At 52.7% G+C, this 12,322-nt stretch carries 12 protein-coding genes; 3 read left to right on the top strand and 9 right to left on the bottom strand.

Annotation, left to right across the window (positions count from 1 at the left end; translation table 11 throughout):
• Positions 1 to 3: 3 nt before the first annotated feature.
• The 9 genes from L1I42_RS08505 to tpiA form a co-directional block, all read right to left on the bottom strand.
• Positions 4 to 1,449 (bottom strand): pyruvate dehydrogenase complex E1 component subunit beta, encoded by a 1,446-nt coding sequence (locus tag L1I42_RS08505; protein WP_236114044.1) that lies wholly within the window; start codon positions 1,447 to 1,449, stop codon positions 4 to 6.
• Positions 1,450 to 1,473: 24 nt separating this feature from the next.
• Positions 1,474 to 2,493: a pyruvate dehydrogenase (acetyl-transferring) E1 component subunit alpha gene (gene pdhA / locus L1I42_RS08510; protein ID WP_236114045.1), complete on the bottom strand. Its 1,020-nt coding sequence runs from the start codon at positions 2,491 to 2,493 to the stop codon at positions 1,474 to 1,476.
• Between the two features lie 172 nt (positions 2,494 to 2,665).
• Positions 2,666 to 2,983, bottom strand: coding sequence for an FtsB family cell division protein (locus L1I42_RS08515; protein ID WP_236114046.1), 318 nt, complete (start codon positions 2,981 to 2,983; stop codon positions 2,666 to 2,668).
• Between the two features lie 125 nt (positions 2,984 to 3,108).
• Complete coding sequence (gene eno / locus L1I42_RS08520; protein WP_236114047.1) at positions 3,109 to 4,383, bottom strand: phosphopyruvate hydratase; 1,275 nt, start codon at positions 4,381 to 4,383, stop codon at positions 3,109 to 3,111.
• A 139-nt stretch (positions 4,384 to 4,522) separates the two neighbouring features.
• The gene (locus tag L1I42_RS08525) at positions 4,523 to 4,903 is read right to left on the bottom strand and encodes a rhodanese-like domain-containing protein (protein ID WP_236114048.1); all 381 of its coding nucleotides are present in this window, start codon (positions 4,901 to 4,903) and stop codon (positions 4,523 to 4,525) included.
• Between the two features lie 90 nt (positions 4,904 to 4,993).
• Positions 4,994 to 5,176 (bottom strand): DUF4169 family protein, encoded by a 183-nt coding sequence (locus L1I42_RS08530; protein ID WP_236114049.1) that lies wholly within the window; start codon positions 5,174 to 5,176, stop codon positions 4,994 to 4,996.
• A gap of 7 nt (positions 5,177 to 5,183) precedes the next feature.
• Positions 5,184 to 6,812, bottom strand: coding sequence for a CTP synthase (gene pyrG, locus L1I42_RS08535; protein WP_236114050.1), 1,629 nt, complete (start codon positions 6,810 to 6,812; stop codon positions 5,184 to 5,186).
• 113 nt (positions 6,813 to 6,925) lie between these two features.
• Complete coding sequence (gene secG / locus L1I42_RS08540) at positions 6,926 to 7,333, bottom strand: preprotein translocase subunit SecG (RefSeq protein ID WP_236114051.1); 408 nt, start codon at positions 7,331 to 7,333, stop codon at positions 6,926 to 6,928.
• A 100-nt stretch (positions 7,334 to 7,433) separates the two neighbouring features.
• Positions 7,434 to 8,186 (bottom strand): triose-phosphate isomerase, encoded by a 753-nt coding sequence (gene tpiA / locus L1I42_RS08545; RefSeq protein ID WP_236114052.1) that lies wholly within the window; start codon positions 8,184 to 8,186, stop codon positions 7,434 to 7,436.
• Between the two features lie 139 nt (positions 8,187 to 8,325).
• Between tpiA and L1I42_RS08550 the strand changes: the two genes are divergently transcribed.
• The 3 genes from L1I42_RS08550 to L1I42_RS08560 are packed head-to-tail and all read left to right on the top strand — an operon-like array spanning position 8,326 to position 12,322.
• Positions 8,326 to 10,197, top strand: coding sequence for a peptidylprolyl isomerase (locus tag L1I42_RS08550; RefSeq protein WP_236114053.1), 1,872 nt, complete (start codon positions 8,326 to 8,328; stop codon positions 10,195 to 10,197).
• Positions 10,198 to 10,211: 14 nt separating this feature from the next.
• Positions 10,212 to 11,720, top strand: a complete 1,509-nt coding sequence (gene trpE / locus L1I42_RS08555; RefSeq protein ID WP_236114054.1) for an anthranilate synthase component I — start codon at positions 10,212 to 10,214, stop codon at positions 11,718 to 11,720.
• Complete coding sequence (locus L1I42_RS08560) at positions 11,717 to 12,322, top strand: anthranilate synthase component II (protein ID WP_236114055.1); 606 nt, start codon at positions 11,717 to 11,719, stop codon at positions 12,320 to 12,322. Before trpE ends, L1I42_RS08560 begins: the two co-directional genes overlap by 4 nt.

Consider the following 12,322-nt stretch of genomic DNA (forward strand, 5'->3'; position numbering starts at 1 on the left):
TCCCTAAATCTGGCGATACGTTACGGCGTTTACGGCTTCGATCACTTCTTTGGTCGACGGCAAAGCCAACTTTTCCAAGTTCGCCGCATATGGAAGGGGCACGTCTTTACCCGTCACGCGGGCAACTGGCGCATCCAGATAATCAAACGCCTCATCCATCAAACGTGCCGCAATATCGGAGCCGATTGACCCTTGCGGCCAGCCTTCTTCCACGGTCACACAGCGACCGGTCTTCTTGACTGATTCCACGATGGTCGGCATATCCAGTGGCCGCAAAGTGCGCAAATCGATCAGCTCAACGTCAATACCTGATTCCACCAGTTTTTCCGTGGCTTCCGTGGCATAACGCATGCCCATTGAATGCGACACAAGCGTGACATCTGCGCCCTTGCGCACAACTTTGGCTTTGCCCAAGGGCACCGTCCAGTCGTCCAGCTTCGGCACATCAAATGATTGGCCGTACAACAATTCGTTTTCGAGGAACACGACCGGGTTGGGATTGCGGATTGCTGACTTCAGCAAACCTTTCGCATCTGCCGCCGTGTAGGGTGACACCACAATCAGTCCAGGGACGTGGGCATACCACGCAGAAAAGTCTTGGCTGTGCTGCGCGCCAACCCGTGCGGCCGGGCCATTCGGGCCGCGGAACACGATCGGTGAGCTCATTTGACCACCAGACATATAACGGGTTTTCGCCGCTGAGTTGATGATCTGGTCAATGGCCTGCATGGCGAAGTTGAAGGTCATAAACTCAACAATCGGCTTCAGCCCGGCAAATGCCGCACCCACGCCCAAACCGGCAAAGCCATGCTCGGTGATCGGGGTATCGACAACCCGCTTGGCGCCAAATTCCTGCAGCAAGCCTTGAGTGACCTTGTAGGCGCCTTGATATTCGGCAACTTCCTCACCCATCACAAACACATCGCCATCGGCGCGCATTTCTTCGGCCATGGCATCGCGCAGCGCTTCGCGCACGCTGGTGGAGACCATTTCTGTGCCCTCTGGCACTTCCATATCTTCTTCAGCATTGAAAGCTGGCTGAGCAGGAACAGAAGGTTTTTCTTCTTCGCTCGGGCCAGACTCTTCAGAATCCTTTTGCTCTTGCGCCGCTTCACCATCATCGGATTTTTCTGCTGACGCGTCGTCGCTGCTTTGCTCTTGGGATTTAGACTGTGAGGCGTCTGAATCAATATCGTCAGCGCTTTCGCCTTCTTCCAACAACACTGCAATCACACTGTTGACTTTGACGTTCTGCGTGCCCTCTTCAACAACGATTTTGCCGATCGTCCCCTCGTCAACAGCTTCCACTTCCATGGTGGCTTTATCGGTTTCGATTTCGGCAATCACATCGCCGGCCGCAACCTCATCGCCTTCCTTCACCAACCATTTGGACAAAGTGCCCTCTTCCATCGTCGGCGACAATGCAGGCATCGTAATTTCTACTGGCATCTAAATTCTCCTGATCTCGCTGACTTAAACTTCTACGGTGATATCGGTGTAGAGCTCATCTGGATCGGGCTCTGGATCATTGGTGGCAAAGTCGGCTGCTTCAGACACAACAGCACGGACATCTTTATCGATGCTTTTCAGCTCGTCTTCTGTTGCCCAGTCATTTTCGAGCAAACGGGCCTTCACTTGCTCAATCGGATCACGCTCTGTGCGCATGGATTGCACTTCATCCTTGGAGCGATATTTCGCCGGGTCAGACATAGAGTGGCCGCGATAGCGATAGGTCAGCATTTCGAGGATATAGGGGCCTTTGCCGTCACGCGCATGCTTGATGGCGCGTTCGGCAGCGTCGCGCACCATGCGCACATCCATGCCATCTACCTGTTCGCCGGGAATGTCGAATGACGCACCGCGCTGAGACAGGTCAGTGGTTGCGGCAGAGCGCTCCAAGCTGGTGCCCATAGCATATTTGTTGTTCTCAATAATATAAACGACCGGCAGGCTCCAAAGCTTCGCCATATTGAAGCTCTCATAAACCTGCCCCTGGTTGGCCGCGCCATCGCCCAAATAGGTCAGGCTCACATTGTCTTCTTCTTTATATTTCGCTGCAAAGGCCAACCCAGTACCCAAACTCACCTGTGCACCCACAATGCCATTGCCGCCATAAAAGCGCTCCTCACTGGAGAACATGTGCATCGAGCCGCCCTTGCCTCTGGACAAGCCGCCCTTACGCCCGGTCAATTCGGCCATCACGGCTTTCGGTTCAAGTCCCACAATCAACATATGGCCGTGATCACGATAGCCGGTGATCGAGTAGTCGCCTTTTTTTGAGGCCATGTGCACTCCGGTCACAACAGCTTCTTGACCGATATAGAGGTGACAGAAACCGCCAATCAGCCCCATCCCGTACATTTGACCCGCTTTTTCTTCAAAGCGCCTGATCAAAAGCATCTCTTTATAAGCGTGCAGTTCTTCTTCCTTGGTGAACGCGGGCATATTGGCCTTTGTGCTCGACTTGGCCGCCGCATCGGTCTTTTTAGGCATAGAAATCTCCATTTGGACCCGATTGTTCCGTCATTGAGACGTATTCTAGTTGGGGTGATACACAAAACAAAGCATTCAGAAACAAGCAAAAACTCAATCAAGCTATTGTTTTGTTTGGAATAATTGATCTTAACTGATTTCAGGTTAAAAACAAATATTAACTCGAAATAAGTTATTCTTTTTCTATCGCGATCAATATATCATCGGGGTTGCTCCATCCCAGAAGCCCCCGTGCCCGCTCGCTTAGCATATCAGGATCGAGCCGATCGGCAACCAGCAAAGAGTTGCGATTTTTAGCGCGTTCAATTTGAGCCTCAAGCGCCTCATTTTGCGCCATCAGCGTCGCCTTGCGTTCAACCAGCTGTTTTTGGGATTCAACGCCATATTGCCCATTGAGCGCGTGATGCGCCAAATATCCCTGAAAAGCCAGCAAGGCTGCCGTGATCAGCAATTTATTGGCGATGGAAGGTTTTTTAAGGCGGGTGGGCATATCAACCTTTAATGACGCAAAACTAAACTGGCTGGACTATACCAAACAAGCCGTTAACGCCTTCTTTCAAAAACATAAAGAGCGCCCAAAAGGACGCTCCTTCAAACTTTGAAGTCAAAAGCAAATTAGCCTTTCAAAATGCCCTTCCCGGCATAAGCGGCGGCAAATCCCAACTGTTCCTCAATGCGGATCAGCTGGTTATATTTTGCCAACCGGTCTGACCGGGCCAATGAACCGGTTTTGATCTGGCCACACCCAAGCGCAACTGCCAAATCAGCAATCGTTGCATCTTCGGTTTCGCCGGAACGGTGCGACATCACAGAGGTGTAATTGGCTTTGTGCGCCATATCCACGGCATTGATGGTTTCGGTCAAGGTGCCAATCTGGTTTACTTTCACCAGAATTGAGTTGCCAACGCCCATCTTGATGCCAGAGGCCAAGCGTTCTGAATTGGTCACAAACAAATCGTCGCCCACCAGCTGGCACTTGTCGCCAATCTTTTCGGTCAGTGCTTTCCAGCCGTCCCAATCATCTTCGGCCATGCCGTCTTCAATGGAAATGATCGGATAATTGTCGACCAGCTTGGCCAGATAATCCACCATCTCGCCAGCGTCGAGCACTTTGCCCTCGCCTTTCAGATGGTATTTATCGTCCTTGAAATATTCGGTGGAGGCACAATCGAGCGCCAGATACACATCTTCGCCCGGCTTGTAGCCCGCTTTTTCAATGGACTGCATGATAAAATCAAGCGCGGCGTTGGTGGAGGACAGGTTCGGCGCAAAGCCCCCCTCATCGCCCACATTGGTGTTGTGTCCCTCATCGCTCAGACCCTTTTTGAGCGTATGGAACACCTCACTGCCAATGCGTACCGCATCCGCGATGTTTTCCGCACCGACGGGCATAATCATAAATTCCTGCACATCGATTGGGTTATCGGCGTGCTCGCCGCCATTGATGATGTTCATCATCGGCACGGGCAGCAAATGCGCGTTGGCGCCGCCCACATAGCGATAAAGTGGCAATGCGGATGATTCAGCAGCCGCCTTGGCCACCGCAAGCGACACGCCCAAAATTGCATTGGCGCCCAGTTTGGCCTTGTTGCTGGTGCCGTCCAAATCAATCATCACCTGATCGATCGAACGCTGATCCAACGCATCCATGCCTTGAATCTCATTGAAAATGTGGGTGTTGACCGCATCCACAGCGTTCATGACACCTTTGCCTTTATAGGCATCGCCGCCATCGCGCAGTTCAACTGCTTCATGGGCACCGGTGGACGCACCCGAAGGTACAGCAGCCCGACCAAAGCTGCCATCATCCAAAACAACATCGACTTCAACGGTTGGATTGCCACGACTATCAAAAATCTGACGGCCGGTTACATCAATAATGGCAGACATGAAAAACTCCTCAAATGTAGTGATTTGGCCGCTTTCTTAGCGCTAATTCATCACAATGCAAAGTCTGTTTCACTTGAGTGTGGTCCTGAATTGCGAAAGGCGGCGCAATTTGCGCCGCCCAATTCATGAGATTTTCGGCTTATTGACCGCCCTCAACCGGACCGCCAGCTTCCTTCCAGTCTTTGAAGCCGCCGATATTGGTCACTGATTTATATCCCATTTCTTTGAGCGTTTTACCAGCCAATGCCGCTTGGCCGCCGGCGCCGCACAACAGATAAAGGTTGGTATCCTTTGTTAAGCGCGAGTCGTAAAATGGGGTGTCGGGATCGGCTGCAAATTCAATAAACCCCCTTGGAATGCGCAACGCTCCCTCAACTGTACCGCTTTTTTCGATCTCTGCGCTGTCGCGTACATCGATAAAAACACTTTCAGGCTGGCCGTGCTGCGCCTTGGCTTGCTCCACATCGATACGTTCAACCACCTTACTCGCTTCGTCCAAATAGTCTTTCGCGGTTTTCATAAAACCCTCTCCTCATTGAAATCTACATTGTCAGAACGGTTGAGACCCCAGTTTGGTTTCAATCCAATAAAAAAGGCCGCATGGTGCGGCCTAATCGTCCTTATTCAGCTTTTGTTGATCCAGCTTCTTTTGTGAAAGCCTTTTCTGCGCTTCGTGCAGCTTTTTAAGGGCTTTTGTTTGCCCATGTTTGTGGCGATTGGCAGAGGCGAGTTTTTCTTTTTCTTCTCGCTGTTTGTTCTTGCGGGCCTGCCGCAAATTCACAATCTCTGCCATAGTTCACCTAAACCAAACGACTCTGCTCAAGCGCAGCGTGCACAAACGAGCGGAATAAAGGATGCGGTTCGAACGGACGTGATTTCAGTTCCGGGTGGAACTGCACGCCGATAAACCAGGGATGATCGGTGCGCTCCACAATCTCAGGCAACTCGCCGTCTGGCGAAAGGCCAGAGAACAGAAGACCATTTGATTCAAGCACCTTGCGATAGTCCATATTGACTTCCCAGCGGTGACGATGACGTTCTGAGATACGGGTTGACCCATAAATATCGGCAACACGGGAGCCGCGCACCAATTGCGCTTCAAAAGCCCCGAGCCGCATGGTGCCGCCCAAATCACCTTCCTGGCTGCGCTTTTCCAACGCATTGCCCTTCATCCATTCGGTCATCAAGCCAACAACCGGCTCTTTGGCAGGGCCAAACTCTGTTGACGAGGCATTTTTGATCCCGGCCGTGTTGCGCGCGGCTTCAACGCAAGCCATTTGCATGCCGAAACAAATGCCGAAATATGGCACATCACGAATACGGGCAAATTTCGCTGCAGCAATCTTACCTTCTGCACCGCGCTCACCAAAGGCACCGGGCACCAAAATGCCATGCACACCTTCAAGGTAGGGCGATGGATCGTCCTGCTCGAACAGCTCGGCATTTACCCATTGCACATTCACCTTGACCTGATTGGCAATGCCACCATGCACCAAAGCCTCATTAAGCGACTTATAGGCGTCGAGCAATTCAGTATATTTGCCCACCACCGCAATGGTCACTTCCCCATCCGGGTTGTGAATACGTTTGGAAATCTCTCGCCATTTGCCCATATCGGGCGCTGGGGCATCTTCAATGCCAAACGCTGCCAAAACTTCGGTGTCCAGACCCTCATCATGATAGGCCACCGGCACATCATAAATGCTTTTGACATCGAGAGCCTGAATAACTGCCGTTTCCCGAACATTACAGAACAAAGAAAGTTTGCGCCGTTCGCTCTGGGGAATTTCGCGATCGCACCGCACAAGCAAAATATCTGGCTGGATACCGATCGAGCGCAGCTCTTTCACCGAGTGCTGCGTTGGTTTGGTTTTTAGCTCACCAGCGCTGGGGATATAGGGCATCAAAGTCAGATGCATATAAACCGCATCGCCCCGCGGCAATTCATTGCCCAATTGGCGAATGCTTTCAAAAAACGGCAACGCTTCAATGTCTCCCACCGTGCCGCCAATTTCACACAGCACAAAGTCGAAATCATCATTATCGGCCAGAACAAAATTTTTGATCTCGTCCGTCACATGCGGGATCACCTGCACTGTGGCGCCCAAATAGTCGCCGCGCCGTTCCCGCGCAATTATGTTTTGATAAATCCGACCTGTGGTGATGTTATCCTGCTGGTTCGCCGACCGTCCGGTAAACCGCTCATAATGCCCAAGATCAAGGTCCGTTTCTGCCCCGTCATCGGTGACAAAAACTTCACCATGCTGATAAGGAGACATGGTGCCCGGGTCCACGTTGAGATAGGGATCCAGCTTTTTCAAACGCACCTTATAGCCGCGCGCCTGAAGCGCTGCGCCAAGTGCGGCCGAAGCCAGCCCTTTACCCAAAGAGGAAACCACGCCACCAGTGATGAATATATACCGTGCCATGGGCTTTTACCTTACTACTGAACGGCCATGATTCGAAGCCGTAAAATTGCACATATCCAAAAAAAGACGGGGGATAAAACCCCCCGTCTGATCATTCCAAATTTTTCAACAGCTTACTGAGAAGGTGTTTCGGATGACTCGTCCGGTGCCGCCTCATTATTTGTCGGCACGGGCAGATCCAGCTCGTTTTCGTTGGCCGGTGTGTCCCCTTGCAGATTGTTCAGGGCATCAAGCACTGTCACGTCGCCGTCAGTCTGGTCTGTCGCCCGTTCCAAGATGCTGTCGGCACGATTGTCCAACTGCCCCAAAACGGTCAAGCCAATCGATGTCGCGAAAAACAGCGCCGCCAAAATGCCGGTCGTCCGGGTCAAGAGGTTCGCCGATGAGCGCGCAGACATAAAGCCCCCGCCGCCACCGCCACCGCCCATGCCGAGCGCGCCGCCTTCAGAGCGTTGCATCAAAATTACTGCAATCAGCGCCACCACAATAAAAAGGTGAGCTACGATCAATACTGTTTCCATGGTGAAAACACTTATCTGTTGAATGTCAAATCAGCGTGCGTTCTACACATTATGTCAGCAATTGGCTAGACAAAATTGGCGTTTTTTTGTTGTCGCCGATTTAAAGCGCCGCAACGATCCCTAAAAAGCTCTCCGCTTTTAGGCTTGCGCCACCAACCAATGCGCCATCCACATCCTGCGTGTGCAGCAATGTATTGGCATTTTCCGGCTTGACTGATCCGCCATACAAAATTTCGATTGTGTGGCCGCGGTCACCAAATTTATCCACCAATGTCTTGCGCAACGCCATGTGCATTTCCGCCACATCATCTGCGGATGCGGTCTTGCCAGTGCCAATTGCCCAGATTGGCTCATAGGCAATGGCAATCTCGCCATCCTTACTCAAACGATCCGGTGTCGAATCAGCAATTTGCTGGGTCACAAAGCCAATCGCTTCACCTTTTTCGCGCTGTTCAAGCGTTTCACCGCAACAGATTATCGGTTTAATTCCCTGTTCCAGCGCCGCTTCGGCCTTGGCTTTAACCGCTTCGTTGCTTTCATTATGGCCCTCGCGCCGCTCGGAATGGCCGACAATAACAAAGCTTCCGCCCAAATCTGCAATCATCTGCGCACTGATGTCACCGGTAAAGGCACCGCTTGTGGCACTGTGGCAATCCTGCGCCCCAATGTGCAGAGCATCGCCCGCCACAGCTCTCGCACCTGCCAAAAGAGTTGCTGGCGGGCATATCAAAAAAGTGCCCTTGTCAGCATAGTCGCCAACTTTTGCAGCAATTTGCTCAATTTCCTTCAGCGCAGCTTGCACGCCATTCATTTTCCAGTTGCCAGCGATCAATTTTTTGTTTTTTTCTGTCATGTCGACCTTTCCAAGAACCAAAATTAAGTTTAACCCCAGATTCAACTCTTTCAACGTCTTGCGATTTTTGGTCCACCCTGTCTATTATGCGCCGCTCGAGACCAGGGTTCCGAAACAGCAAACAAAAAACGGATAGACTATGCTTGATACCTTAAAACGCTACTCCAACACATGGGTGGCTAAGATTCTGATGGCCCTTCTTATTTTAAGCTTTGGCTTGTTCGGTATCGCAAATGTCTTCACAAATCTAGGCACCAGCTCTGTGGCGCGTGTAGGCAATCAGTCTATATCCGCGGTCGAGTTTGATCGCGCCTATCGCAGCCAGCTCAATAATATTGCCCGGCAAACCGGCCGTCAGCCCTCACCTGAAGAGGCAATGGCGTTTGGCATCCCGGGCTCTGTGCTCAATCAGTTGGCCTCCAACGCAGCGCTTGACCAAATGGTGGAAGATTTCGGTGTTGGTGCATCTGACGAGATGGTGTCCGAAATGATCGCGCAAGACCCGAATTTCGCCACCACACTGGGCGTGTTTGACCGTCAGCAATTCACCCAGATGCTGCGCCAGAACGGCTATACAGAAAGCGAATATATTGAAGCGCAAGCCGAATCCGTGCAGCGCTCGCAAGTGATCCGTGGCTTGTTTGGCGGTGCAATGGCACCCAAAACCATCCTGCAAATCACCAACCGTGTGCAGAACGATAGCCGCACGATTGATTATTTCACCATTTCAAACAATGTGCTTGATCCGATCGATCCGCCAACCGAAGACCAGTTGGTGAGCTATTTGGAAGAAAATCAGGCGCAATATCGCGCAGAGGCGAAAAAGAAAATTGAAGTGCTGGTGCTCACCCCGGAAAGCTTGGCCCGGTCGCTTGAGCCCACAGAAAGCGAGTTGCGCGCCGAATATGAACAGGCTGGTGATCAACTTACAAGTGATGAAACCCGCAATGTTACCCTTTGGCGCCTGAGAGATGACAGCCAGGCCGACACACTGGTGCAAGGCATTGCACAGGGCCAGTCACTGGATCAGATCCTAGCCGCCAACAATTTCGGAATCACCGCCACCCCATTGGGCCAAGTGAGCCGCGGTGATATTGAAAATGAAGCCATTGCCAGCGCCGCGTTCGATGGCGACAAGGGCTTGACCATCGCCGACACGGCAGATGGCAAGGTGGCCGTCATGGTGCGCAATATTGTCCCGGCCGAGCAACTCTCTTTTGAAGAGGCTCGCGACCAGCTTGTTGCAAATGTTGCTGCCGATCAGGCCCGGGATATCATCATCGACAAGATTGATGAGATCGAGGAACAACGCGCCACGCTCCGCCCCATCAGCGAAATCGCCGCGGATGTGGGACTGGAGACACAAACCGTCGAAATCACCCGATCCGGCGAGGGCTTGGACACGGTCAACGACCTGCCGCAAGATGGGCAGCAACGCCTGCTGACCGCCATCAATAATGCGGAACAGGATGCGCTGCTCCCCGCGGTAACCATCGGCGGCAATGCCATGGCTTGGTTTGATTTGCTGGAAGAAACACCTGCCCGCGACCTGACACTTGACGAAGTGCGCGACGAACTGGAAACCGCCTGGATGGAAGATCAGCGTGCCCAAGCTTTGGCCGAAAAAGCCAGTGAATTGGCGTCACGAGTAGAGCAAGGCACGCCGATTTTTGATGTGGCGTCAGAGGTCGGGCAAATTGCCCAACCATCCTTGCCCCTCACCCGTCGTGGCGACGGCTCCTTCATCACCGCCAATGTGGCCTCTGCGGCCTTCTCTGGCGGCGAAGGACATGCAGATGCAGTGCGGCTTCAGGATGGCACCTATCTGGTGTTCCAGGTCACTGGCGTCACACCGGCTGAGCCAATTGAAGTAACGCAGGACAATCTGTCCAGCGTCTCAGATAATGTCGCCGACGATCTCTATCAGCAGTTTATCACCGCACGTCGGGATGATTTGGGCGTGAACATCAATCAGGGCACACTCAATCAGATACTGTCTCTCGACCAATAAAGTAGGGCAAAAAAATGCAAAATACTGACTATGCCGCCTTCGCTTCAATTTATGAAAAAGGCGGCAGTCAGATTATGTGGCGTCGCATTGTTGCCGATCTGGAAACCCCGATCGGCACCTATTTGAAGCTGGCGGCGGGACGTAAAAATACATTTTTGCTTGAATCGGTCCATGGTGGCGCCACCCGCGGGCGTTATTCCATGATTGGCATGGAGCCCGACCTGCTGTTCCGCATTGATCGCGGCAAAGCGGCGGTGAACCGCAATCCGAAATTCCAGCCCGACCAGTTTGAGCCGATGTCGGGCAAACCGCTCGATGCTTTGCGGGAAATCCTTGCGGAATCTGCGCTAGAAATTCCATTGGACCTACCCCCCATGTCGGCGGGCATCTTTGGCTATCTCGGCTATGACATGGTGCGGGAAATGGAAGATATTCCTGACACCAAGGAAGACACCATCGGCGCACCAGATGCCTTGCTGATGCGCCCCTCCATCCTCGCCGTGTTCGACACCATCAAGGACGAACTCTATTTCGCCACGCCCGTTCGACCACAAGCGGACGTGACGGCCAAAATGGCCTTCGAAACGGCGAATGCGCGGCTGGATGATGCCACTCAGCGGCTGAATGAGCCGGTACAACGTGGCGGCACCGAAGAGAAAAGTGCTGACCTCAATTTTGAGTCCAACACCACGCCCGACCAGTTCAAACAGATTGTGGCGAAGGCCAAGGACTATATCGTGGACGGCGATATTTTTCAGGTGGTCCTGTCGCAACGCTTTACTGCAGATTTCACGCTGCCGCCTGTCGCGTTCTATCGCGCCCTGCGCCGCACCAACCCTTCGCCCTACATGTATTTCCTCGATTTTGAAGGCTTTGCCATTGCGGGCTCCAGCCCTGAAATTCTGGTGCGGGTGCAGGATGAAAAAGTCTCCATTCGTCCCATCGCCGGTACCCGCAAGCGCGGTTCAACCCCGGAGCGGGATCGCGAATTGGCCGACGAACTGCTGAATGACCCAAAAGAACTGGCAGAACATCTAATGCTGCTCGATCTGGGCCGCAACGATGTGGGGCGCGTGGCGGAAATCGGCTCTGTGGAAGTCACAGACAGCTTTTTCCTCGAATATTATTCCCACGTTATGCACATCGTCTCAAACGTTGAGGGCAAGCTGAAAAAGGGCCTCGATAATATCGATGCGCTGTCCGGCGGCTTCCCGGCCGGTACTGTGTCTGGTGCACCCAAAGTCCGCGCCATGGAGATCATCGATGAGCTGGAAAAACACCGTCGCGGCATCTATGCGGGCTGCGTGGGCTATTTCAGTGCCGATGGTTGGATGGATACCTGTATCGTTCTACGCACCGCGGTCATCAAAGACGGCAAAATCCATGTGCAGGCTGGTGCCGGGATTGTGGCCGACAGCGACCCGAAGCTGGAACAGCTCGAATGCGAAAACAAAGCGCGTGCGCTCGTCAGCGCCGCCCATGAAGCCTTGCGCTATGCGGATGAAGCGGAGATCGGCCAATGAACAAGATTCTTGTGATCGATAATTATGACAGCTTCACCTACAATCTGGTGCATCTGATCGGCTCGGTAGACCCGAATATCGAGGTCTACCGCAACGACAAAATCACCAGTGATGAGATCGCTGAAAAAGCGCCAAAGGCCATTGTTCTTTCACCGGGTCCTAAAACCCCGAATGATGCAGGCATCTGCCTTGAAGTGGTGGAACGCTTTGGCAGTGAAATCCCCATTTTCGGCGTTTGCTTAGGCCACCAATCCATCGGCCAGGTGTTCGGTGCTGATGTCGTACATGCGCGGCGCCTGATGCACGGCAAAACCAGCAAGGTGCGCCACAATGGCGAGGGACTTTTCAAAGGATTGAACCAGGATGGGATTGTGGCCACCAGATATCACTCCCTCACCCTTGACCCCGATACCATTGGCGATCATCTTGAAGTCACCGCGAAATCTGACGATGGCATGATTATGGCCGTAGCCCACAAAAGCTTGCCAATTCATTCGGTGCAATTCCACCCGGAAAGCATCGCATCGGAAAGCGGTGCGCAAATGATCAGCAATTTTTTGGAAATTGCCGACGCGTTCAACAAGAGTGCCGAGCGAGGATAA

Source organism: Maritalea mediterranea (assembly GCF_021568695.1).
In the GTDB taxonomy this organism is placed as follows: Bacteria; Pseudomonadota; Alphaproteobacteria; order Rhizobiales; family Devosiaceae; genus Maritalea; species Maritalea mediterranea.